This window comes from Actinopolymorpha pittospori (assembly GCF_014873875.1).
GTDB lineage: Bacteria > Actinomycetota > Actinomycetes > Propionibacteriales > Actinopolymorphaceae > Actinopolymorpha > Actinopolymorpha pittospori.
In genome coordinates this window covers 3,938,801-3,961,696 of record NZ_JADBEM010000001.1, presented here as the reverse complement: position 1 = coordinate 3,961,696, position 22,896 = coordinate 3,938,801, and the positions used below count along the sequence as shown (strand labels likewise).

Genomic DNA, 22,896 nt, shown 5'->3' with positions numbered 1-22,896 from the left:
CACGTTCAAGGAGGAACAGTGACCACCTCTCGCCTCAACCCCTACATCATGTTCCAGGGCGACGCTCGCGAAGCCATGGAGTTCTACCAGCAGGTCTTCGGCGGCAAGCTGACGATCAGCACCTTCGGCGAGTTCGACTCCAGCCACGCCGAGATCGCCGACCAGGTCATGCACAGCCTGCTGGAGACCGACAGCGGCTACACGATCATGGCCGGCGACACCCCGCCCGGGATGGAGGACGACACCAGCGACAACATCACCATCAGCCTGAGCGGAACCGCTGCTGAGGAGCTGCGCGGTTACTGGAAGAAGCTGTCCGAGAGCGGCACCGTCTCGCAACCGCTGGAGAAGCAGATGTGGGGCGACGAGTACGGCGCCTGTGTGGACGGGTTCGGCATCACCTGGATGGTCAACATCAGCGAGGAGAGCTAGGACGCGTCTCCCCGTTCGATCCGATCCGTACCCGATCACCCGACACACCTACCCGGACGCGGTACGCCCCCGTCCGAGGCGGCGGCGCGAACGGCACCTGAGCAGGCGTTGATCCTCGAACGCACGCCCGGCGCCGACACGCGCCGCCGCCCGACCGGAGATGGAAACTCCGCACACATGTCGACGCTCCTCGACATACTCCACCGCGTTCACACGCGAACGCACACCCTCACGCGACGCTGATCCCAGCGCCGACGCGACATCCTCCCGCCCGGACCCTTTGTCCGCGAGCGGCCAGGCCCTGGTGTCTCCAGTGCCGACACTCTCTTGACGGGACCCGACTCGCGCGCCACCCTGACGGAACTTTCTGTTCGTGCCTGTGCGATCTCGGTGCTATACGAACGTGAGAGACGGTGCGCTGATGTCGAAGCGTTCACGCCGTGGGCCGTTGGCGGCACTCCTCCTGTTGATCGTCATGTCCATGGTGGCGGGCGGCTGCGCCTCGGGGCCCGCACGGGACGACCCCCACCACCTGGTCATCGCGGTGGCCGGACACTTCGTCGCGCAGATGCGACAGATCGCCGCCGCCTACGAGAAGGTGAACACCGACCTCACGATCGAGGTCCAGACCATTCCCGACGAGGCCGGCTCCTGGACCCAACGGCTGGTCACGGCCCGGCTCGGCGAGCAACTTCCCGACATCGTCGAGAACGTCGACACCCTGATCAACCAACTCGCCGACGCGCGGGTGACCGAGGATCTGCGCCCGTGGTTCGCCCGGGGCGGGGAACTCACCGAGGACGACATCCTGCCGGAGTTCCTCGGTCAGTACCGGCCACTGTCCAGCCCGGAAGAGATCCACGGCATGCCGGTCAGCGCGGACGCCACCGTGCTGTTCTACAACGAGCACCTCTTCCAGGAGGCGGGCGTCGACCTGCCGACGGACGCGTGGACGTGGGACGACATGAACGCGGCGGCCAGGACCATCACCGAGGCCGGCGCCGGGAAGTTCTACGGCATGGTCAACGGCGATCCCTGGCAGGCCGTCTACAACCCGATGATCCATCTGTACGGCAGCTTCGTCTACGACGGCGAGACCAACCAGAGCAGGATCGGCTCGCCGGAGGCGGTCAAGGCGTGGGAGCGGATTCTCACCCCCTACACCGACGGAACGTACGCGTCGTACGGGATCGCGACCTCCGGCGCCGCCCCGAACTTCGAGAGCGGCAAGGTCGCCATGCAGATCGGCGTACGCGGCAACGTGCCGACGATCCGCGACCAACTCAAGGATCCCTGGGACGTCGCGCCGATCCCACTCGTCGACGGAAAGCGTCCGGTGGGCGGTGGAAGCTACGGCCTGTCGATGACCACGACCTCGCTGCGCAAGGAGGTCGCGTGGGAGTTCCTGACCTGGTTCTACCGGCCCGACGGCGGCATGCGGTTCCTGGAGCAGACCTACCAGGCGGTCCCGCCGACCAGCGTCGGGCTCGCTGAGGGCGTCTGGCGTGACCTGCCCGGGCCCCCGCACAACATCGACGTGTTCGACGAGGACGCCAAGGCCGCCGTACTCGCACCCGCTCTTCCCCGCCGAGCCCAGGCCGTACTGGAGAACAGCGTGCAGGAGGCGACGCAGAAGGTCGTCCTGCGCGGTGTTCCGGTGAGTGAGGCCTTCCAGGAGGCGGAGCGGAAGGTCAACGACGCACTCGACAGCCGCTGAGTGCCATCTCCCGACCGAGACGTCCGGACTTCGCGCCCGCGCGGGTCCGGCCAGACATCGGAGAGCAGACCATGGCAGTGACCGCGACGCGCACCGACCCGACCGGCCGACCAGGCAGCCCTCCGGTCACCGGCCCACCTCCGTGGCACCAGCGGAACCGGGCGCGTGACCTGCTGGCCGCTGCGGCCTTCCTGACCCCGAACGTCGCGCTCTACTGCCTGTTCATCGTGGTGCCGACGGTCACCGGAATCGTGCTCGGCTTCTACGACTGGAACATGTTCGACCCGCCCCGCTTCGTGGGCGCCGCGAACTACCTCCAACTGGTCCACGATCCCGAGATGCTCGTGGCGTTGAAGAACACCATCGTCTATCTGGTGCTGGGCGTCGTTCCGACCGTCCTCATCGGCTTCATGCTGGCCGTGCTCGTCAACACCAACCTGCGTGGCGTCGGAGTCATCCGGGTCGCCTACTTCATGCCGGTCGTCGTGTCCGCCGCCGTCTCCGCGGTCCTGTGGTCGTGGCTGTACCAACCGGGCGTCGGCGTGATCAACCTCGTTCTCAGCAAGGTGGGGATCCAGGGACCCGCGTGGCTGGTCGACACGACGTGGGCGCTACCGGCCCTGACTCTCATGCTGATCTGGCTCGCCCTGCCGATCGTCATCATCCTCTACCTCGCCGCGCTGCAGCGGATTCCGGAGAGTGTCTACGAGGCGGCCAAGATCGACGGCGCCGGTATGTGGGCGCGGCTGTGGCGCATCACCTGGCCGAACGTCTCGACGGGCACCCTGCTCGTCCTCGCCCTGCAGTTCGTGAACTTCATGGGCGCGCCGTTCGAGGTGTCGCTCATCATGACCGATGGCGGCCCGTTGGGCAGCACCGAGGCACTCTCGCTCTACATCTACAAGGTCGCGTTCGAACAAGCCGACGTCGGTTATGCCGCCGCGCTTTCGATGGTGCAGTTCCTGATCATCGTCGTGGTCGCCGGCGGGCTTCGCCTGACCAACCGCCTCGTGAGCCTACGGAGAGCACGATGAGACCCGCCACAGCCGCGAAGGTCGTCCGCTACACCGCGATCATCGTGTTCGGCCTGGTCATGATCGCACCCCTGCTGTATCTCCTGTCGGCGTCGTTGATGTCGGCTGAGGACGTGGGTGCGTATCCGCCGCACTTCCTGCCGCCCTCGTTGTCGTTCTCCAACTACGGCGAGGCCTACAGCTATCTCACCGGCCGAACGATCCTGAACTCCTTCGTCTTCGCACTCGGCGTGGTCGTGCTCCAGCTCGTCCTGGGTCTCCCGGCCGGCTTCGCCCTGGCGAAGATCCCCTTCCGGGGTGCGATCGCGGTGATGGTGTTGTTCGTCGTCCCGATGTTCCTGCCGAACAACGTCGCCATCATCCCGCTGTACATCGTGACCCGCGAGCTCGGGATCGTGAACACCTACGCCGGCATGATCCTGCCGATCGCGGGATCGACGGCGTTCTCGACGCTGCTGTTCCGGCAGTTCTTCGTGAACCTTCCGCCGGGTCTCATCGAGGCCGCACGCATCGACGGGGCGGGCTGGTTCCGGGTCCTCATGACCATCGTCGTACCGCTGTCCAGGCCGGCGGTCGCGGCGTTCTCCTCGATCACGTTCCTCAACGCCTGGAACATGTACATCTGGCCGTTGATCGTGGCACCTGATCCGAAGCTCCAGGTGATGCCCGTCGCCCTCGCGCCGCTGGCGAGGGGTCAGCTGTCCACCATCACTCCCAACATCGGCCTGGCCGCGGCGGTGATCAGCATCATTCCCGTCGTCATCGCGTTCCTGCTGGCACAACGGTGGTTCGTCCGAGGGATCGTCGGGACCGGGCTGGAATAGGCTGCGGCATGCTCGCCCAACAGCGACAGGCCGAGATAGCCGAGCTCGTCCGGGTGCACGGTGTCGTCCGGGTGGTCGACCTGGCGGCCCGTTTCGGCGTGTCGGACATGACCGTCCGCCGTGACCTCGAAGCCCTTGCCAACAAGGCGATCGTCGTCAAGGTGCACGGCGGTGCGGCGTCAACCGCGTCCTCCCCGCCGCGCGACTTCGGCGAACGCTGGTTCCGCCCGCCGGCCTCGACGACCCACCACCGCGAGAAGAACGCCATCGCGGCGGCCGCCGCCCGGCTCGTCGAACCCGGCAGTGCCATCGCCATCGGGGGAGGTACGACGGCGATGCTGCTCGCACAGCACCTCGCCGGTGTCGCGGGCCTGACCGTCGTCACGAACTCCCTGCCGGTGAGCGACGTCCTTCACCACTTCGGCCGACCCGACCAGACGGTGATCGTGACGGGAGGTACGCGAACCCCCTCCGACGCACTCGCCGGTCCGATCGCGGTGACCGCCCTGCAGGGCCTGCATGTCGAGCGCACGTTCCTGGGCGCGCACGGGATGAGTGCGGCCGGCGGGTTCCGTACCCCCAACCTGCTGGAGGCGGCGACCAACCGCGCATTCGTCGCGGGAGCCCGTGAGTTGGTCGTGTTGGTGGACAGCGCCAAGTGGGGACGCGCCGGACTCGCGACCTTCGCGCAACTCGAGGAGGCCCGGATCGTCGTCAGCGACATCGGCCTGACGGTGGAGGCGCGCGCCGCCCTCGAGGACCGCGTCGCCCGGGTCGTCCTGGTCGACCCCGCGGACCGGGTCGGCGGCGCCCACCGTACGCCGTGACCGCGGTCGAACTCATCGCCCCGGCCACGGCGTGCAGCGCTGCGCGAAGTGCTTCAGGGCGCCGCTCTTCACCACCACCGTGTCGGGTCCGACGACGGCGGCATAGGTGTTGACCAGCGCCATCAGGTCAAGCAGCCCTCGATATCCCGACAGGCCCGACAGATCCATGTAGACCTTGCTGAATTGTTGGGGAAGGTCCAGAACCGACCGGACGTCGAACGCGTCCAGCACCCGGAAGTCCAGATCCGGGCGCATCTTCGTGGCCCGCTCCACACAACGGGGACTGATGTCCGTCCCGAGGACCTGACGGGCGTGGCGGGCGAGAACCTGCGTGGTCGTCCCCCATTCACAGCCCACCTCGAGAACGACATCGTCGCGGTCGACCAGCGCGGGGATGGTCGCTCGATACTCCGCCACGCTTCGGGTCGCGACGATCCGCGTGCGGGCTCGGAACTGCTTCTCGTTCGCCATCTGCCTCGCCCCTGCCTGTGTGGCCGAGGCGAGCGGCGCCCCGGCGGAAATGGAAAAGCGCCCAAAGTCATCGCGTCGGAACCGGCCTGCTGGCCGGCTCGAGGTTTGATGACTTCAGACGCTCTTAGCCGAAGCTGCCTGAGCTACCGCGACCGAGAACCGCTGTGCGGAACCGGTGCGTGACCTTCTGAAGGGCATGTGCGGTTGTGGCGTCGAAGCTAGCAGAGGCCAGGCTCGAGGCCGAGCGATTATCGGTGCCGCTCGACCACGCGGACGAGTGGGGGTTGCCGTCCCGTGCAGATCCAGATGCGCAGGGACATCACGGCGTAGCGGGCGCCACCGAACGCGCCACCCGGAATCCCACGTCCTCGATCCGCAGGGTCGGGTGGCTGCGCCGCCGTACGGATGCCCGGCAGCTCCAGTGCTCGTCGAACCATCCGCCGCCGCGGAGTACGCGATACGGGCCGTAGACCTCCGCGTCGTAGACGTCCCAACACCAGTCCCACACGTTGCCCAACATGTCGTAGAGCCCCCACGCGTTCGGCTCCTTGCCGCCCACGTCGTGCATCCGCCCGTCGGAGTTGCCGCGATACCACGCGATCTCGTCGAGCGGGCCGTACCTCGGTCCGGTGGAACCCGCCCGGCAGGCGTACTCCCACTCGGCCTCGGTCGGCAGCCGGTAGCCGTCGGCGGAGGCGTCCCACTCGACCGTGTCGTCGGCGGTGTGCAGGCTGTACGCCGGTGTCAGCCCCTCGCGAAGGGACAGGGCGTTGCAGAACCGGATCGTGTCCCACCACGAGACGCCCTCGACCGGCAGCCGATCACCCAGGGCGTTGCTCGGCCGTTGCCCGGTGATCTCGGCGTACACGAACTGGGTGATCGGGACGGCCGACAGGTGGTAGGCCGCGACCTCGACCGGCCAGGTCCGCTGCGTCCGTCGATCCGAGAGCAGCACCTGGCCCGGTGCGAGGGCGACCATCTCGGGCCTGACGTCCGCGTTCACTGGACGGCGCTCCAGCCGATGCCGGAGACCCGCTCGGCCAGATCCGCCTGGAAGTGCGCGCACTGGGTGAAGTCGTCGTGGTCGCAGCTCAGCGCGCATTCGAGAAGATCGATCGAGGCCTGGATGCGGGCGAGCCGGGCCCGCAGTTCGGACAGCTGGCCCTGCAGGACCTCGGCGCGGACCGCCGGGTCCTGGGCGGTGACCATCTCGCGGATCCGCTCCAGACTCAGTCCCGCGTCGCGGGCGCGCAGGATGATCGCGACGCGGTAGACGTCCCCCTCGCCGTAGACGCGCCAGCGACCCTCCGCCCGAGCCGGTGACAGCAGCCCCATCGACTCCCAGTGCCGGAGTACGTGGGTGGCGAGGCCGAAGCGCTCAGCGATCTCCCCGATGCTCATCTCACCGGTTGACTTCATGTCGACATTAAGTCAGACCATGAGGCGCATGTCCATGGAGCAGACATCAGACGCCGAAGCCCTCGTCCGCGTTCTCGAGGCGGTCGAGGCGCTTCCCGGCGCGGCCGCGCTGCGCGCCCGTTCCTACGACCTGCTGCACCTGACTTCCGGCGCGGTCGCGGTGGACGTGGGTTGTGGGGCCGGACGAGCCGTCGCGGAGCTGACCGAACGCGGAGCGGCCGCGGTCGGTGTCGACGTCAGCGACCAGATGATCGCCATCGCTAGACGTCGTTCGTCGACGGCGGACCTGCGGCTCGGCAGCGCCTACGACCTGCCCTTCGCGGACGGCCAGGTGGCCGGGTACCGAGCGGACAAGGTCTTCCACGAACTCCACGACCCGAAGCGGGCGGTCGGCGAAGCCCGCCGGGTGCTCGCACCGGAGGGACGGATCGTCCTGCTCGGCCAGGACTGGGACAGCTTCGTGATCGACTCGGCGGATCCCGAGCTCACCCGGGAGATCATGCGCGCCCGGTCGAACACCATTCCCAGCCCACGAAGCGCTCGCGGCTACCGCAACCTGCTTCTGGACGTGGGCTTCGTGGATGTCACCGCCGAGGTTCACACGCCGGTCTTCACCGACAGCGTGATGCTTCCCATGCTCGTCGGCCTCGCCGACACCGCCCACTCGGTCGGTGCGATCACGCCGGAGCAGGCCGACGCCTGGAAGACCGAGCAGACCGAGCGGGCGTACTCCCACCGCCTGTTCCTCGCGCTGCCGCTCTTCGTGGCGTCGGCTCGCCGGGCCTAGGACGTGACAACCGGACCACGCGGATCACCCGGACCACGTTCCAGGGCAGGACTCACGACGACTTCAGCCACGCCCGCACATAGTCGATCTGGAACTGGCTCGGCAGCTGGCTGGGCGAGGCACCAGAGGAAGGCTTCACTGTCCAGGAACAGGTACTCCGGCTCGTGCCAGTGCAGGTTCTCCTGGGTCCGGACGAGACGCCCGTCGAAGTAGAACCTGATCGCGTCCGCCTGCCAGTCGAGACCGAAGACGTGGAAGCCGTCCGCGAGGCGCACACCGGTGTCGTAGGTGACGGGGAAGGCCTGGTCGTTCTGCCATCCGCCGGGAAAGTAGTGCAGGTTCATCGGCATCTTCGTGCCCATACTCGGATCAAGTGTCGACGCGCCGATGGCCTCCACCACGTCGATCTCCGACTCCGAGCCCTGGAACCAGAACGACGAGGTCGAGGAGGAGTCCGCGACCCGCACGCGAACCTCGTAGTAACCGTAGTGGGCTTCGGACCTGGACTGGATGACGCCGGTGCTGAAGTAGCTGCCCACCGGCGGGTCCTCCCGGCGTACCTCGACGATCGCGACCATGGTCACGTCGAGGCTTCCGGTGGACGCGGTGTTCTCCACCGACACCGTGGCCGAGGTGGCGTCCGGCCCGGTGAGGAAGGTGAGCTCCACGACCCCGAAGTTCTGGCCCCTGAGAGCGACGTCCCGGGCACGGCCGCCGTAGTCCGCGAGCCGCAACACTCCGGTCCCGCCGTTCGCGACCCTCGCGTAGGCGGTCAGCCGGTAGCGGGTCCCCGGCCGGAGCGTGCCGATCGTCTGTCGCGCCCAGGCGCCCGCGTCGAGCCGGAGGACTCTGGGGCTGAAGTTTCCGTCCGCGACGCTCCTGGCCCCGGACGCGGAGATGTCCCACGACGAGGTGAGCCCCTCCTCGAAACTTGGGTTGAGCACCTCGTTGACGTTCCGGAACGGAATCACCGCGTGTCCGTCGCCGACGGTGACGTTCGTGGGCTCGAAGTACGACGGAGAACGACCCTCCCAGTGGGTGTGGAAGTTGTACCACTTCCGAAGGTCCAGTTCGTCGCCGTCGAACTCGTCGCTGAACGCGGGGTTGAGCGTCCAGCCGCCCGCGTTGGTCGGATCGGAGACGGGGAGCGGGTCGACAGCCCGCGCCGCCGAGGCGGCTCCGGTCGACGCGCCGGTCGTCGCCGCCCAACCGGTGGAGCCCAGCGCACCGGTGCCGAGACCGACCCCGAGCCCACCAACTCCAAGTCCCTTGATGATGTCGCGCCTTCGTATCGGCCTCATCGCACGCCCCTCCAGGTTGTGTTCACGCTGATCGCGATGCAGTTCTTCGACGCTCAGAGCGGTGCCGGCCCACTCGACTCACGCGGCACGAACACCGGATCGGGGGTTCGCACCGGCTCGACGAACTCGCGACCTCCGATCGCCTCGAGAAGCAGCCTCGCCGCGATACGACCGTCGTCGAAGGGATGCTGGCTCACCGTCGACAGCGCGGGGTGGAGGTACTGCGAGAGGGTGATGTCGTCCCATCCCACGATCGAGATGTCACCGGGCACCCGCAGGCCGCGCGAGATGGCCGCGCTCATGCCCGCGACCGCCATGAGGTCGTTGGAGTACACGATCGCCGTCGGGTGCGCCTCGGCGTCCAGAAGTCGTGCCGTCGCCGCCCGTCCGCCGGCGGCGGTGTAGTCACTCTCGATCCAGTGCGAGTCGTCGATCCCTCGGGCGCGGAAGAGTCGCTGGTACAGCTCGCGCCGAACCTGGGCGGAGGCGTTGCCCTGCGGGCCGACCACCTGGGCGATCCTGCGGTGTCCCAGCGAGACCAGGTGGTCGACCACGTCGGTGATCGCGGGTTCCTCGTCGTAGACCAGGACGGGCATCGTGGTCGGGCCTGGCGGCCGGCCGAGGCTCGCGAAGGCGAGGCCGGCCTCCCGGACGAGGGCGAAGCGCGCGTCGTCGCGGCGCAGATCGACGACGACCATGCCGTCCACCCGCCCGTCGCGGGCCAGCCGCCGGTAGGCCGCGCTCTCGGCCTCGGGTGTGTCGACGACCTCGGTCACGAGGGAGTACTGCGATGTCGACAGAACGCTTTGCAGACCGGCCATGAGGCTGGTGAAGTACTGGTCGCTCGCGAGCGCCTCAGGTGACTTCTGGAAGACCAGCCCGATCGCGTACGCGCGCGACACCGACAGTGAGCGCGCCCGCAGGCTCGGCGTCCACCCCATGGTGCGAGCGGTCTCGACGATGCGTGCGCGGGTCGACTCCTTGACCCCCGGGCGGTCGTTGAGCGCGTACGACACGAGTGCCTTGCTCACGCCGGCAGCCGCCGCGACGTCGCTGATCCGGACCGCCTTTCGCCGTCCCGACCCCTCACTCATCGACCCACACCTCCCGATCGGACGAAAGCGACGCGGGCACACTCGTCTGCCCTGTCAAGGCAGGCTTGCGGCTCAGGGTCGGCGCTCGGCGATGACGAGCTGGTCGGCCAGGCTGGTGACCTGGCGGAAGCGGGTCCGCCCGTCGGTCACGACGGGGTCGACGGTGAGGGGGGCGCGTTCGGCGAGGTCCCAGCCGACGATGCGGTAGGTCGACAGGTCGAGCAGCACCTCCGCCTCCCGGCTGTAGGGCTGGTAGAGCGCGACAAGTGCGCGGTCGGGGCTCGCGCCGAGCCGGAACTGCTCTGCCGCGCTGTCCGCGAGCAGGTCCTGCGCGGGTTCGAGGCGGTAGAGGCGGTGGTCGGCGAGCAACCGCGCCAGGAGGGAGATGTCGAGGGCGCCGGGGAGGGCGAGCGCCTCCGGCCAGTGGTAGGGCTCCAGGGACGAACCGCTCGCCTGGAAGATGCCACTCGGTGAGTGCCACATCCACATGCCGTGCGCGCCGTAACCGATACCTGCCGAGGCTCCGGCGAGCACGCTGGTCCAGTTCGCCTGGCGAACGTCCTCGCGGCTCCAACGGCCGTATCCCTTGACCTTGCCGTGTTGCTCGTAGGGCGGTTCGGCGTTGACGACCGGCTTGCGCGGCTCGTGCGCGAGGTACGGTGCCGCCTGCCGCCAGGTCAGCTCCTGGTTCTCGACGTTGTGCCCGGACTGGTGGACGAAGAAGTCCAGCCCGTCGGCGAGGTCGTCGGGGAGTACGGCGTTCGGCGCGGAATGCGTCGTGAAGAGGCAGTTGGGCGTGGCCTTGCGGAGATACTCCAGCGCCTCGAGATAGCTCGCGTTCGCGCCTGGCACGGTGTAGTTGTCGTCCCCGCCGACCACGAGGATCGGCTCCAGGTCACCGAATGTGTCGGCCACGCGTTCGAGATAGGCCTGCCGTGCCTCGTCCGACATCACCGCGTGCGGTGTCCGGCGGGCGCCCCAGGTTCCGGCGAGGTAGTTGTTCCAGAGCACGCCGATCATCAGGCGCAGGCCGAACTCCTCGTGCGCGATCCGGGTGAACTCCCGTGCCGTCGCGAAGAACGCGTCGTCGAGGCGGGAGAAGTCGTGGCGGCCGTCGGCGTCGAGCGCGAACGGCTCACGTGCGCCCGGCCGCTCGTCCCGGTCGTGCAGGATCGGCAGCACCGAGATGAGAACGCTGGTGAACCCCTGCCGGCGTCGGGTCGAGAGGTAGAGGCGCCACTCGTCCTCGCTCGGGTCGGCGAAGCTGCTCCACGCGGTGTCGATGACGAGCGGGAAGAAGCTGCCGTCGAGGAGGAGGTGCGTTCCCGACGGGTCGACGGTCAGACGAGGCATGCGGCGGCTCCATCGGGACGGCGTCGAGGACGAATCGACGAGGCGGTTGAGGTCGCACGTGACGTTGAACCGGTTCATGACCGGTCGATCAAGGCTAACGCCTAACCGGGCGAGGACGGAGTACGTCGTCTCGGACGAGACCGGCTTCGGCCGAACTGGCCCGGGCCTCGACGTGGTCGGCCCTCGACGTGGTCGCCCGGCCGCGCGTCGCCCGAAGGTCAGCCGGCGAGATCGTGGTCGGCCAGGACCTCGTCGACCACCCGGCTGTTGACGGCCACCTTCTCCTCGTCCACGTTCCCCTCGTCGCGGTCGAGCTCCCCGGCCCACACGATCAGGGCCTTCCACAGCGCCCAGCCGCCGGCCCGTGCCCACATCCCGGCGTCCTGGCCGACGGTGGCGCGGAAGGCCTCCCGGCTCGCGCCCTCGAACATCGTCCAGGCGAGCACCAGGTCACAGGAGGGATCACCGACGCCGGAGGTTCCGAAGTCGATGACGGCGGCCAGCCGGCCGTCCCGGACCAGCAGGTTGCCGCTCGCGACGTCGCCGTGGAACCACACCGGGGACCCCCGCCACTCGGCCGCGAGAGCGGCCTCCCACACCGCCAGCGCCCGGGCGGTGTCGACGCGACCGTCAAGGGCGCTGAGTGCCTTCCGGGTCTCCTCGTCGTAGAAGGCAGGCGGAGCACCGCGATGGAAGCTGTGCGCGCCGGCGAGCGGGCCGCCGGTCGCGTCCGCGCGCTGCAGGGCGAGGAGGAACTCCGCGACCGCGGTGGCGAATCCCGGCAGGTCGTCGATGCGGTCGAGGCGCGAGGCCTCACCGTCGAGCCAGCGCCGCACCGACCACTGGAACGGGTATCCCTCGCCCGGGGCGCCCAGAGCCAGCGGCACCGGGATCGGAACGGGCAGCGCGGGCGCGAGGACCGGCAGCCACCGGTGCTCCTTCTCGACCGCCGGCGTGTAGCCCTCGGCGGTCGGGAGCCGCACCGTCATGTCGTCTCCGAGGCGGTAGGTGCGGTTGTCCCACCCGTCCACCGCGACCGGCGCCACCGGAAGGTCGCTCCACCGCGGGAACTGCGCCGCGATCAGGCGCTTCACCAGCCCCGCGTCGATTCCCGCGCGGCCGTCGACGTACAGGCTCTCCACCACCCGGGGAGTGTGGCGACACCTCCTCGGATGCGCAAGTCATTTGCGCCTGACCGGGTGCCGCGGTGACCGGTCGTCGGAATTACCTATTGCACTAACACTGTAGATAGTTAAGATGAGCGGCGTGCTGGAGTTCTACCTGGACCGCCACGCCGGCGTCCCGACCTACCTGCAACTCGTCCATCAGGTCACGCACGCTCTCCGGGTCGGTGCCCTCCACCCCGGCGACCGGCTGCCCACCGTCAAGGAGGCGTCCGCGCAGCTCGCGATCAACCCCAACACCGTGCTCAAGGCCTACCGCGAGCTGGAGCACGCCGGCCTGGTCGAGGCGCAGCCCGGCCGGGGCACCTTCGTCCGCGCCGGGTTGGCACGACCGGCCGTCCCCGATCACCCCGTCCTGCGCGACGAACTCGACGCCTGGGTCGGACGCGCCAGGGCCGCCGGGCTGAGCGCCGACGACGTCCTCGCGTTGGTGGCCACGGCCGTCCACACGACCTACCCCGACCGAAGCGGGGTGGCGTGATGAACGACCTGCCCGCCGTCGCGATGACCGGCGTGAGCTACCGGCACGGCCGCGTCCAGGCGTTACGCGACTGCTCCCTGGCACTGCCCCCGGGCCGTGTCGTCGGACTGATCGGCCCGAACGGGGCCGGCAAGACCACCTTGCTGCACCTGCTCGTCGGCCTGCTCCGCCCCGACCAGGGCGAGGTCCGCGTCTTCGGCCGGGAGCCCGGCGGTGACCCGGAGACTCTCGACCGGGTCGCGTTCCTCGCTCAGGACAAGCCGCTGTACGGCGGATTCACCGTCGCCGAGACCGTGCGGATGGGCAGCTACCTGAACTCCCGCTGATCCCAGGAGTTCGCGGACGAACGGCTGCGCGGCCTCGGCATCCCGCTCGACCGTAAGGTCCGCCGGCTCTCCGGAGGTCAGCGTTCGCAGGTCGCCATCACGCTCGCGATGGCCAAGTGCCCCGACCTGATCGTGCTCGACGAGCCGCTCGCCGACCTCGACCCGTTGCGCCGGCACGAGGTGATGGCCGACCTGATGGCACTGACCGCGGAGACGGGGATGACGGTCGTCCTGTCGTCCCACGTCGTGGCCGAACTCGAAGAGACCTGCGACCACCTCGTCGTCCTCGGCGAGGGCCGGGTACAGGTGGCCGGCGAGCTGGACGACGTGCGGTCCAGGCACCATGCCCTCTCCGGACCCGCCGATCTGATCGCCGCGTTGCCGAGCGCGGGCACGGTCGTGCACGCCTCGCGCCGAGGCGACCACGCCTCCTTGTTGTGGCGGGCGGCGCGGCCCCCGAGCGACCCCCGCTGGGCGGTCCGGACACCGGCGCTCTCCGACATCGTCCTCGCCTACCTCCGCGCGCCGGAGGCGACGTCCCTGACCCGACCCACCCTGATCCGTACGGAGGACTCACGATGACCTGGGTCGCCTGGCGACAGATCCGCGCGGTCAGTTTCGGTCTGGCTGCGGTGACCGTCGGCTTCACCGCCCTGGCGTTCCTCGAACGCACCGAAGAGATGGGCGGCATGACCAGGAGCCTGTCGATCTACCTGTCGTTGTTCGTCGGGGCGCTGCTCGGCGCTCCCCTGCTCGCGCAGGAGTTCGAGCACGGGACCCACCGGATGGCCTGGACCCAGGGCGTAACGCGCATCCGGTGGCTGGCCGAGCGCTACTTTGTCGCGCTGGTCGTCGCCCTCGCCGCCACCGCCGCCGTCCACGCGGTGACCATCGTGGTGGCCGAGGGTGCCTCGCCGCTTGTCCTGCCACCACCGCTCGACGGACTCGGGACCGCCGGCGCGGTGCCGTACGCCCGAGTGGTCTGGATGGTGTCGCTCGGGATGCTCGCGGGTGCGCTGACACGACGGACGATCGGAGCGGTGGCCGTCACCGCGGTCGGGTGGATGGCCACCCAGTTCGTCCTGGACACGGGACTGCCGCGGTGGGTTCCCCGGACCTGGCGGGAGGACTTCTGGGCGCTCCAGCTCAGCACCGCCACGGCACTGGCCGCGCTCAGCGTCCTCGCGCTGATCGGCACGCTGCTCACCCTCGGCCTCCTGCATCGGACGCCGCGTCGTCGGCCCGCACTCCTGGAGAGGACCTCATGACCCGTCTGCGATCCCGCCTGGCCCGGCCTGCGCTGCTCGCCGTCCTCGCCCTGGCCCTGGCATCGGCCGCGGTCAGTACCGTCGCCGACGCGGAAGCCACAGCGAACGGCGTGGAGGCCCGCAAGCCCGCCCGGTTCACCGCGAAGCTGCCCGCTCCCACCGGCCCGTACGCCGTCGGCACGGTGGCGTGGTCCCTCGACGGGGCCGGCCGGCCGGATCCCTGGCAGGCGGGCAGCGACCGCGATCTCGCGGTCCAACTCTGGTATCCCGCCGAGGCCGCCGGCAGGCCCGCCCCGTGGGCACATCAAAACGTCGCACGGCACGCGGCCCAGCGCTACGGCTTCGCGCCAGAGAGCCTGACCCGAGTACGCGCCCACGCGACCGAGGCCGCGCCGGTCCGCGCGGGCGCCGGACGCCTGCCCGTCCTCGTCTTCTCACCCGGAGACGGCGGCAACCGCACCGACAGCACCGCACTGACCGAGGACCTCGCGAGTCACGGCTACCTCGTCGTCGCGGTGGACCACCTCGGTGACGCCATCGAGGGTTCGCTCCCGGACGGGGAGTTGGTCGCCCGGACCAAGCCGGAACTGCCGGACGACATCGAGCCCGAGGACCTCACCGGCCCGGCGGTCGTCGAGCAGGTCGCCGTACGGGTGGGCGACGTGCGCGCGGTGGTCGCCGCACTGGGCCGGGTCGACGGGTTGGACCAGAGCGCCGACGCGGGCGCCACGGCGCAGCGGATCGGAGTAGCCGGAAACGTCCCCGACGGACTGCCCGGCCGGATCGACCTGGACCGGCTCGGAATCCTCGGACACTCACTCGGTGGCGCGACGGCGGCGGGCGCGATGGACGCCGACGACCGGTTCCGTGCCGGCGTCAACCTCGACGGACTCGTCGCCGGACCGGTTGCCGGCAAGGGGTTGGACCGACCGTTCCTCGTCGTACGCCAGCCGCAGCACACCACCGAGATCGACCCGTCCTGGCGGACCTTCCTGCCCGCTCTGCGCGGATGGCACCGGCTGGTCACCGTCGCCGGGGCCGGCCACTACTCCTTCGCCGACCTCGGTCTGTGGGCCCGGCCGGCCGGGGTGGACCGACGTACCTCGGAGAAGACGTTCCGGTTCAACTTCGGCGCGGGTGACAACGTCCGTGCGACGGAGCTCACGCGGTCCCTTCTGGTGGCGTTCTTCGACGCCCACCTGCTCGGTCACCCGGTCCCACCGCTGCTGGACGGTCCAACGCCCCAGAACCCGGAACTCACCTTCGACTGACGACACGTCAACGAAGCCTTGACGCCGTGCCAGGGTGACGAGCCGGCGTGCCGAGCCAGCGCGACCAATCGGTCGGTCAGCGGCGGAAGGAGGCGGGGTCCTCGGATCGGATCTGGACCCCTTCGTGCGCGTCCTCCTCCTCGACCTTGCGTGCCTCGGCGAGGACCCGCTCAAGGCTCGCGGCCGGGAGGACCACGGCACCGGTGCTGTCGGCGTAGATGTAGTCGCCCGGAACGACGGTCACGCCGCCGATCTCCACCGCCACCCCGGCGGCGTACGGCATCACGGTGTCTCCACCCCAGTGGGTCGCCTCCCCACGACACCAGGTGGCGAAGCCGTAGCCGCGGAGCTCCTCGAAGTCGCGGAGCCTGCCGTCGGCCAACACACCGGCGAGCCGCTGGTGTTCCACCCTGGACAGCTTGGTGCCACCCGCGTGGGAGACGTCCGGGTAGCCACCGCTGGCGAGCACCAGCACCTGGCCCGCCGGCTGGTCCCCGACCGCCTCGTAGAACAACGTGGCGAAGCCGAGATCGGCCTCCGGCAGGTCGTCACGCGTCGGCAGGAAGGCGAGCGTCGCCGCCGGGCCGAAGAGCCGGCGCGTCGGGTCCGGGCTGACCATCGACGAGATGTGCGCGCGGTGGGAGTGGATCCGACCCATCGCGTCGACGAGCGACGCGCAACTGAGCCCTTCCAGCACTGCCGTACGGTCGACGTCGCCCATCATTCCCCTACCGGTGTTCGGGGTTCTCGAAGTCAGGTTGGTGTCCCGCTGCCCACTCACCCCGTTGGTTGCCGTACGCCGGGACACCACCGGCCTGCTTCAGCAGGTGCGCCAGGTGCATGAGGTTGTAGGACATGAACGTGGTGTTGCGGTTGGTGAAGTCGTTGGCCGGGCCGCCCGAACCCGGGTCGAGATAGGACGGACCAGGACCGGCCTCCCCCACCCAGCCGGCGTCGGCCTGCGGCGGGATCGTGTACCCCAGATGCTGCAGGCTGTAGAGGACGTTCATCGCGCAGTGCTTGATCCCGTCCTCGTTTCCGGTGATCAGGCATCCGGCGACCCGGCCGTAGTAGATCGACTGCCCCTTGTCGTTCAGCAGGCTCGAACATCCGTAGAGCCGCTCGATGACCCGCTTCATCACCGAACTGTTGTCGCCGAGCCAGATCGGCCCGCACAGCACGAGAATGTCGGCGTTCAGCACCCTGGTGAACAACTCCGGCCAGACGTCGCGGGCCCATCCGTGCTCGGTCATGTCCGGCCACACACCCGTCGCGATCTCCTCGTCGACAGCACGGACGATCTCCACCTCGACACCGTGCCGGCGCATGATGCCCGCGCCCAGGTCGATCAGACCGTCGGTGTTGCTGATCTCGGGAGAGCGTTTCAAGGTGGCGTTGACGTACAACGCACGCAGTCCGTCGAACCGCGGCGCCGTGACGTCTTCGCGCCCCGCCAACGCCGCCTCCCCTGTCGCTGCGAATGTCCGGATCAGATGTCCGGCGCGGAAGAGCCCAGCGTGTACAGCGTCCTCAACGCCTACCCGTTCAGTCGGTACGCCAACCCCGGCGGCCGGTGTTGCCGCCCCCGAGCCCGCCGCCCCCGAGTCCGCCGCCAGCGGGCCCGCCGCCCGCACCGGTGACGCCGTTCCTCTCGGCTCCCTCGGCCTCGCTTGATCCTTCCGGGTCGGGGTTACTCCGTTGCCTGATGAGCGGAGCGCTTCGTGGTCGAAGGCTGTCCTCGAGTCGCTCCACCGCGCGCACGAGCTCGACGGAGGCGTCGTGGATCTGGTCGCGTGCCCGGTCGCGCTCGGTCACAGCCACGCTGAGCAGAAGCGCGGCGAGCGAGGCCGATGCGATGAACGCCTCGACGACGAGGAGGGTGTAGCGAAGGTCGTGATCAGCGAAGGGGCCGGACTGCTGCACCGAGTAGACCGCGATCCCCGAGACGATCAGCGTGCAGAGGGTCGCTCCCGGCAGTTGGAAGCGCCACGCCGCCCAGATCAGCACGGGGAAGACCAGGAAGAGCATCTCCCTGCCGGGATTGACCATGGAGACCACGAACGTCAACACGACCGTGGCCGCCAGGATTGCCGTGATCTCGGCGACCCTGACCGGGCGCACGCCCCGTGGCCAGTGCAACCTTCTGAGCACCAAGAGGAACGGCGTGACGACGAGGACACCGAGAATCGAACTCACCCACGTGGAGACGAACAGATACCAGAAGTTCTGCATGGCAGCCGTCCCGGTCGCCACCATCGCACCGGTACGAAGGACCGAGCCGACGAGCATCCCGACCACCGCACCGAACACCACCAACGACACGGCATCTCGAGGTCGGTCCAGCTGGGACCGGAAATGCATCCTGCGCATCAAAAGATATCCAAGTGACGGTCCGACCGACGTGGCGAGCGCGATCAGCGCCGCGCTCCCTGGCGAGCGCTGCAGGAAAAGGGATACCGCGAGGGAACCCAGGACAGTGCCAGGCCAGACCCTCCAACCCAGCAACAACAAAGCGGCGAGTGTCAGACCGACGGCAGGGAACAATATGCGCGCCTGGCCGGTCAAATCGATATTTTGGACCAGGCCAGGTTGGGCCACCGCGAAGTAGGCGAGCACGGTGAGGAGGTTCTGAAGAAGAACCACACCGCAACGCCGTAGTACTGCCCGATCCGCCACAACTATCACCAGGGTGTTTCCGCGAGGATTTCCGCTTGCTACCGCCGATTCGGCAGAAGTTCCAGAGGTCCCGCTCGTGAGCACCTGTACGACTAGGGCAACTTCCCCTGGGTCACGCTAACTCTGGCACGACCCGGGAAACAAACCCGCCGCAGAGCAGGGCGCGGTTTGGGGTAGGCCTGGGTTTCCGTCACTCTTCCTTCGGGTCGTACCAGTTCCGGCGGGGCGGGAGCAGGACGTCGGACTCCGCGGGCCCCCAGGTTCCCCGCGCATACGCACGTACGGACACGGCGTCACCGAGCACGGAGTCGACGACCCGCCAGGACGCCTCGACCAGATCCTCCCGCGCGAAGGGCCCCTGGTCGCCCTCGATCGCCGCGCCGATCAGCCGGTCGTACGGCCGGATGTCCGACCCCGGCTGCTCGGAGAAGCGGAGTTCCTCCGGCTGGATCGTGACGTCCGCGCCCGGTTTCTTGCCGGCGAGGGTCAGTTCGACCGCGGTCTCCGGCCAGACCCGGAAGCGCAGTCTGTTCAGACCTTCCGGTGGGGTGACGCCGAACACCCGAACCGGTGGTTCCCGGAAGGAGATGGTCACGTCCGTCGCGGTCACCGGGAGGCACTTGCCGGCCCGGATCAGAATGGGCACGCCGGCCCAGCGCCAGGAGTCGGAGAACGTGCGCACCGCCACGAACGTCTCCGCCGTCGATGTCGGTGCCACTCCCTCGACGCTGCGGTAGCCGTCGTACTGGCCACGCACGGTGTGCTCGGGCCCAAACGGCCGCAGCGACTTGATCAGCGAGGCCTTGGAGTCCGGCCACAGGTCGAGGTCACCGGAGGGTGGATCGGCCATCGTGGTCGCGAGAACCTGGAGCAGATGGTTCTGCAGGACGTCACGGATCGCGCCGGTCTGGTCGTAGAAGCGCCCGCGGTCAGAGACGTCGAACGCCTCCGCCATGGTGATCTGGATGTTGTCGACGTAGGTCCGGTTGAGAAGTGGTTCGATCACGGCGTTCTCGAAGCGGACGACGAGGAGGTTCTCGACCGGGTCCAGGCCGAGCCAGTGGTCGACCCGGAAGATGTCGTCCTCTTCGAAGAACCGGTGCATCGTCTGGTTGAGCTCGCGGGCACTCGCGAGGTCGGCGCCGAACGGTTTCTCGACCATGATGCGCACGCCGTCGGCCCGGCCGACCTCGCTGATTCCCTCGGCCACTCGTGCGAACAGCTGGGGCGGAACCTCGAGGTAGAACAACGTCGAGTGGCGATGGCCGAGTTTGTCGGAGATGAGTTTGTACGTCGTGTGGTCACCGAGATCGCCGTCCACGTAGTCGAGCAGGCCCAGCATGCTCGCCGCGGCGGAACCGTGCGGGTCGATGTCGGCCAGGCGCAGTGACTGGACGGCGTAGTCCCGAAATCTGGCGAGATCCCAACCGTTGCGACCCACTCCGATGATCGGCACGTCGAGTACCCCGCGCCCGACCAGGCCGACCAGCGCGGGGAAGGTCTCCAGCTTCGCGAGGTCGCCCGTCGCACCGAAGATGACCATGGAGTCGATCTGTCCACCCATAAGTCCCATCCGTCCGCTTGGCGCCGCACCCAGCGTGCCCCGTCCCAGGCTCCGATGTCTCCAGCCTGCGACGCCACGGGTGGAAGGTCCCACCCGGTGAGGGTGAAGCCACGAACGGGGACGCGAACCCGATCGATCGCTGCATACTTCGTCGATATGACGACCGCTCGCGACGGAGGCGGCGGCGGCGGTGCCGAGCCGGGCCGCGAGGAGAGCGTCGGCACGGTGCTGGTGGCCGCCGCGGCGAATCTCGGAATCGCCGTGGCCAAGGCGGCGGGCGGGCTCATCAGTGGTTCCAGCGCGATGCTCTCCGAGGCGGCGCACTCGGTGGCCGACACCGTGACGGAGGTGCTGCTGTTCACCGCGCTGCGCCGCAGCGGCCGCCCGCCCGACGTCAGACACCCGCTCGGATACGGGCGGGAACGCTACGTCTGGGCTCTCCTGGCGTCCGTCGCCACCTTCGTCGGCGGTGCCGTCTTCTCCGTGTACGACGGGGTCCACACCCTCGTGGCCGGCGAGCGGCTCGGCAACCCCTTCGTCGCCTACCTCGTGCTCCTGGTGGCGTTCGTTCTGGAGGGTGTGTCTCTCCTACGCGGGACCCGGCAGATCCGGCGGGAGGCACGACACCACGAGGTTCCGGCCCGGCTGTACTTCCGGTGGACGCCCGACACCACGGTCAAGGCGGTGGTGTTGGAGGACTCGGCGGCGCTGATCGGTCTGCTGTTGGCGGCCGGCGGCCTGACCGGCGGCCACCTGACCGGATCGGGGATCTGGGACGGACTGGCCTCGATCCTGATCGGCGCCCTGCTCGCCGGCGTCGCGTTCGTCCTCGGGCGGGACAACACGTCGATGCTCATCGGGCGCGCGCTCCCGCCGAGGACCGTGGCGGCGATCCGCCGCGAACTCGAGTCGGCGCCGCACGTGGTCGCGGTGCTCGACCTGGTGACGTCGGTCCTCGGACCACGGGACGTGGTCGTCTCCGCCAAGGTCGACTTCGCGGGGGCCGCGACGTCCGACCAGATCGAGCAGGCGGCCGAGGAGGCCGAACGGCGGTTGCAGCGGCGGTTTCCCGCCGTCACCCGGGTGTACCTGGACCCCACCCCGCCGACCGACGAGACGGTCCCGTGAACCGCGCAGGGTCGCCCGGTCAGCGGTCAGCTCAGCGGCGAGAAGTGTGACGCGTCGCCCTTGCGCGGCGTACTGCGCACACCGTCGACGCTGACCGGGACGTCGCCGGCGAGGGTGATGCGGTGCAGCAGCCGCGGGTGGTCGTCGTAGTCGTCGATCGCGTAGTGCTGGGTGGCGCGGTTGTCCCACATCGCGATGTCGCCCGGTCGCCAACTCCAGCGGACGGTGTTCTCCAGCCGGGTGACGTGGCGTTGGAGCAGGGTGAACAGGTCCTGGGAGTCGTGTGTGTTGAGCCCGACGAACCGGCGGACGAAGTGGCCGAGCACGAGCGAACGCTCACCCGTCTCCGGGTGGACGCGGACGACCGGGTGCTCGGTCTCGAACTCCAGGTGGCCGAACTCGTCCCGGTAGGACTGCTCCTTCACGTCGATCCCCCCGACCCGCTTCTCGTCCCGCTCGGCCGCGTAGTCGTAGAGGTTGGAGTGCACCGCCCACAGGTTGTCCACGAGCGCCCTGAGGCTCGGGTGCAGTTTCGCGTAGGCGCGGACCGTGTTGGCCCAGGTGGTCGTCCCGCCGTACGGGGGCAGTGTGATGGCGCGCAGGATGCTGATCGCGGGGATCCGGTCGACGAAGGTGACGTCGGTGTGCCAACTGTTGGCCCGGCTGTAGTCGGAGTCGATCGGGAGTACGGCGTCCCCGTCTCCGGCCACGGTCGGGTGTGGCTTGGTCAGCGTGCCGAGCAGGGCGGCGAAGGCCCGCTGGGTCGCGTCGTCGGCATGGTGCTGGTCGCGGAGGAAGACGACCCTGTGCGCGAGGAGGGCGCGACGGATCTCCGCGACGGTGGTCGCGTCGAGGTCGCCACTGATCCGTACGCCGCCGATCTCCGCGCCGATGTTGCCGGCGACCCGGCGGACAGCGATGGTCTCGTACCCGTTCTCCGCTCCGTCCCACGACGGGAGCGGTGTGGTCGGCACGGCGTCGACATGGGTCTGGGCGGACTCCTGGACGAGTTGGGAGCTCACTGGGCACCTTCCCTACATATCCGACTGGTTAGGTCAGGATTACCGACGCGCGTCGCCTGCGCAAGCAGGATGCCGGTCCGTGGGAGTGTCGCTCAGAGCTGGTGGTACATGACGTGCAGACCCACCAGGCCGTGCTCTGGATGGTCGAAGGCCTCCGGCACGGTCCCGATGAGGTCGAAGCCGAGCGAGCGCCACAGGTGGACGGCCGGGGCGTTCGCCTCGACCACGGCGTTGAACTGGATACCGCGGAAACCCGCGTCACGCGCCCAGCCGACGACGTGGAGCCCGAGGGCCCGGCCGATGCCCCGACCCTGGTGGGCGGGGTCGACCAGGAACGACGCCGTCGCCGCGTGCGCACCTCGGCCTGGGCGGTTGGCGCCCATCTTCGCCGACCCCACGATCGTGTCGTCCACGGTCGCGACGACGGTCTGGCCCGGAGGTTGCTCCATCCACCAGGGCCGCGCCTCCTCGAGGGACTGCCCCTCCGGAAACGCGTACGTCTTCCCCTCGGCCATGATCGCGGCGTAGAAGGGATAGATGTGGGGCCAGTCCTCGTCGGTGGCCGTCCTGATCCGCATCGCGCGAGAGTACTTCCTGCGTACGACGACGCGTTCGGAGGGCAACGACGCATCCCGCGCGGCGGTGTCCAAGATCGGCGACGCGGACCCGATCCTGATCCGCGGATCGCACACTGGTTTCAGTCGTGACCGGAAGCCC

General features: G+C 69.0%; 23 protein-coding genes and 1 pseudogene. 11 read left to right on the top strand and 13 right to left on the bottom strand.

Going from position 1 to position 22,896, the window contains the following annotated elements; genetic code table 11:
- Nucleotides 1-18: 18 nt before the first annotated feature.
- The 5 genes from HEB94_RS18725 (at nucleotide 19) to HEB94_RS18705 (ending at nucleotide 4,834) form a co-directional block, all read left to right on the top strand.
- Nucleotides 19-432 carry a VOC family protein gene (locus HEB94_RS18725; protein WP_337917786.1) on the top strand — a complete coding sequence of 138 codons (414 nt, stop codon included), beginning with the start codon at nucleotides 19-21 and terminating at the stop codon, nucleotides 430-432.
- A 421-nt stretch (nucleotides 433-853) separates the two neighbouring features.
- On the top strand, nucleotides 854-2,149 hold the full coding sequence (locus HEB94_RS18720; protein ID WP_192751086.1) for an ABC transporter substrate-binding protein: 1,296 nt from the start codon (nucleotides 854-856) through the stop codon (nucleotides 2,147-2,149).
- Nucleotides 2,150-2,220: 71 nt separating this feature from the next.
- Nucleotides 2,221-3,183 carry a carbohydrate ABC transporter permease gene (locus tag HEB94_RS18715; protein WP_192751085.1) on the top strand — a complete coding sequence of 321 codons (963 nt, stop codon included), beginning with the start codon at nucleotides 2,221-2,223 and terminating at the stop codon, nucleotides 3,181-3,183.
- Entirely contained in the window at nucleotides 3,180-4,007 is an 828-nt protein-coding gene (locus tag HEB94_RS18710) for a carbohydrate ABC transporter permease (RefSeq protein WP_192751084.1), read from the top strand. Before HEB94_RS18715 ends, HEB94_RS18710 begins: the two co-directional genes overlap by 4 nt.
- Before the next feature lie 8 nt (nucleotides 4,008-4,015).
- Nucleotides 4,016-4,834, top strand: a complete 819-nt coding sequence (locus HEB94_RS18705; RefSeq protein WP_192751083.1) for a DeoR/GlpR family DNA-binding transcription regulator — start codon at nucleotides 4,016-4,018, stop codon at nucleotides 4,832-4,834.
- A 12-nt stretch (nucleotides 4,835-4,846) separates the two neighbouring features.
- On the opposite strand, the gene HEB94_RS18700 is transcribed toward HEB94_RS18705, so the two are convergent.
- The 3 genes from HEB94_RS18700 to HEB94_RS18690 all read right to left on the bottom strand — a co-directional run bounded on the left by HEB94_RS18700 (nucleotide 4,847) and on the right by HEB94_RS18690 (nucleotide 6,724).
- Nucleotides 4,847-5,305 (bottom strand): class I SAM-dependent methyltransferase, encoded by a 459-nt coding sequence (locus HEB94_RS18700; RefSeq protein ID WP_192751082.1) that lies wholly within the window; start codon nucleotides 5,303-5,305, stop codon nucleotides 4,847-4,849.
- Between the two features lie 319 nt (nucleotides 5,306-5,624).
- Nucleotides 5,625-6,308 (bottom strand): formylglycine-generating enzyme family protein, encoded by a 684-nt coding sequence (locus HEB94_RS18695; protein ID WP_337917785.1) that lies wholly within the window; start codon nucleotides 6,306-6,308, stop codon nucleotides 5,625-5,627.
- On the bottom strand, nucleotides 6,305-6,724 hold the full coding sequence (locus HEB94_RS18690) for a MerR family transcriptional regulator (RefSeq protein ID WP_192751081.1): 420 nt from the start codon (nucleotides 6,722-6,724) through the stop codon (nucleotides 6,305-6,307). Before HEB94_RS18690 ends, HEB94_RS18695 begins: the two co-directional genes overlap by 4 nt.
- A gap of 28 nt (nucleotides 6,725-6,752) precedes the next feature.
- Here HEB94_RS18690 and HEB94_RS18685 point away from each other — a divergent pair, with 28 nt between their 5' ends.
- Nucleotides 6,753-7,511, top strand: a complete 759-nt coding sequence (locus HEB94_RS18685) for a methyltransferase domain-containing protein (RefSeq protein WP_238361566.1) — start codon at nucleotides 6,753-6,755, stop codon at nucleotides 7,509-7,511.
- Here HEB94_RS18685 and HEB94_RS18680 read toward each other — a convergent pair.
- From HEB94_RS18680 to HEB94_RS18665, 4 genes are all read right to left on the bottom strand, one after another.
- The gene (locus HEB94_RS18680) at nucleotides 7,508-8,812 is read right to left on the bottom strand and encodes a family 16 glycosylhydrolase (RefSeq protein WP_192751080.1); all 1,305 of its coding nucleotides are present in this window, start codon (nucleotides 8,810-8,812) and stop codon (nucleotides 7,508-7,510) included. The two genes, HEB94_RS18685 and HEB94_RS18680, sit on opposite strands and share 4 nt — an antisense overlap.
- Before the next feature lie 53 nt (nucleotides 8,813-8,865).
- On the bottom strand, nucleotides 8,866-9,906 hold the full coding sequence (locus HEB94_RS18675) for a LacI family DNA-binding transcriptional regulator (RefSeq protein WP_192751079.1): 1,041 nt from the start codon (nucleotides 9,904-9,906) through the stop codon (nucleotides 8,866-8,868).
- Between the two features lie 72 nt (nucleotides 9,907-9,978).
- Nucleotides 9,979-11,259 carry a glycoside hydrolase family 140 protein gene (locus HEB94_RS18670; RefSeq protein ID WP_192751078.1) on the bottom strand — a complete coding sequence of 427 codons (1,281 nt, stop codon included), beginning with the start codon at nucleotides 11,257-11,259 and terminating at the stop codon, nucleotides 9,979-9,981.
- Nucleotides 11,260-11,477: 218 nt separating this feature from the next.
- The gene (locus tag HEB94_RS18665; protein WP_192751077.1) at nucleotides 11,478-12,404 is read right to left on the bottom strand and encodes a phosphotransferase; all 927 of its coding nucleotides are present in this window, start codon (nucleotides 12,402-12,404) and stop codon (nucleotides 11,478-11,480) included.
- 112 nt (nucleotides 12,405-12,516) lie between these two features.
- On the opposite strand from HEB94_RS18665, the gene HEB94_RS18660 reads away from it, so the two are divergent.
- From HEB94_RS18660 to HEB94_RS18645, 4 genes and pseudogenes are all read left to right on the top strand, one after another.
- Complete coding sequence (locus HEB94_RS18660) at nucleotides 12,517-12,924, top strand: GntR family transcriptional regulator (RefSeq protein ID WP_202896423.1); 408 nt, start codon at nucleotides 12,517-12,519, stop codon at nucleotides 12,922-12,924.
- A pseudogene (locus tag HEB94_RS54620) lies at nucleotides 12,924-13,832 on the top strand (ABC transporter ATP-binding protein). The gene HEB94_RS18660 and the pseudogene HEB94_RS54620 overlap by 1 nt, the downstream one beginning before the upstream one ends.
- A complete protein-coding gene (locus HEB94_RS18650; RefSeq protein ID WP_192751076.1) occupies nucleotides 13,829-14,518 on the top strand; it encodes a hypothetical protein in 690 nt (229 codons plus the stop codon). Before HEB94_RS54620 ends, HEB94_RS18650 begins: the two are co-directional and overlap by 4 nt.
- A complete protein-coding gene (locus HEB94_RS18645) occupies nucleotides 14,515-15,789 on the top strand; it encodes an alpha/beta hydrolase family protein (RefSeq protein ID WP_192751075.1) in 1,275 nt (424 codons plus the stop codon). Before HEB94_RS18650 ends, HEB94_RS18645 begins: the two co-directional genes overlap by 4 nt.
- Before the next feature lie 76 nt (nucleotides 15,790-15,865).
- On the opposite strand, the gene HEB94_RS18640 is transcribed toward HEB94_RS18645, so the two are convergent.
- From HEB94_RS18640 to zwf, 4 genes are all read right to left on the bottom strand, one after another.
- Nucleotides 15,866-16,510, bottom strand: coding sequence for an RraA family protein (locus HEB94_RS18640; RefSeq protein ID WP_202896421.1), 645 nt, complete (start codon nucleotides 16,508-16,510; stop codon nucleotides 15,866-15,868).
- Between the two features lie 7 nt (nucleotides 16,511-16,517).
- Nucleotides 16,518-17,246 (bottom strand): flavodoxin family protein, encoded by a 729-nt coding sequence (locus HEB94_RS18635; RefSeq protein ID WP_192751073.1) that lies wholly within the window; start codon nucleotides 17,244-17,246, stop codon nucleotides 16,518-16,520.
- A gap of 88 nt (nucleotides 17,247-17,334) precedes the next feature.
- Nucleotides 17,335-18,405 carry an MASE1 domain-containing protein gene (locus tag HEB94_RS18630; protein ID WP_337918534.1) on the bottom strand — a complete coding sequence of 357 codons (1,071 nt, stop codon included), beginning with the start codon at nucleotides 18,403-18,405 and terminating at the stop codon, nucleotides 17,335-17,337.
- Nucleotides 18,406-18,655: 250 nt separating this feature from the next.
- Nucleotides 18,656-20,029, bottom strand: coding sequence for a glucose-6-phosphate dehydrogenase (gene zwf, locus HEB94_RS18625; protein WP_192751071.1), 1,374 nt, complete (start codon nucleotides 20,027-20,029; stop codon nucleotides 18,656-18,658).
- Nucleotides 20,030-20,185: 156 nt separating this feature from the next.
- On the opposite strand from zwf, the gene HEB94_RS18620 reads away from it, so the two are divergent.
- Nucleotides 20,186-21,157 (top strand): cation diffusion facilitator family transporter, encoded by a 972-nt coding sequence (locus tag HEB94_RS18620; RefSeq protein WP_192751070.1) that lies wholly within the window; start codon nucleotides 20,186-20,188, stop codon nucleotides 21,155-21,157.
- Nucleotides 21,158-21,183: 26 nt separating this feature from the next.
- On the opposite strand, the gene HEB94_RS18615 is transcribed toward HEB94_RS18620, so the two are convergent.
- Together HEB94_RS18615 and HEB94_RS18610 are read right to left on the bottom strand one after the other, a co-directional pair.
- Nucleotides 21,184-22,179, bottom strand: a complete 996-nt coding sequence (locus HEB94_RS18615) for a TauD/TfdA dioxygenase family protein (RefSeq protein ID WP_337917784.1) — start codon at nucleotides 22,177-22,179, stop codon at nucleotides 21,184-21,186.
- Nucleotides 22,180-22,271: 92 nt separating this feature from the next.
- Complete coding sequence (locus HEB94_RS18610) at nucleotides 22,272-22,757, bottom strand: GNAT family N-acetyltransferase (protein ID WP_192751069.1); 486 nt, start codon at nucleotides 22,755-22,757, stop codon at nucleotides 22,272-22,274.
- Nucleotides 22,758-22,896 lie beyond the last annotated feature (139 nt).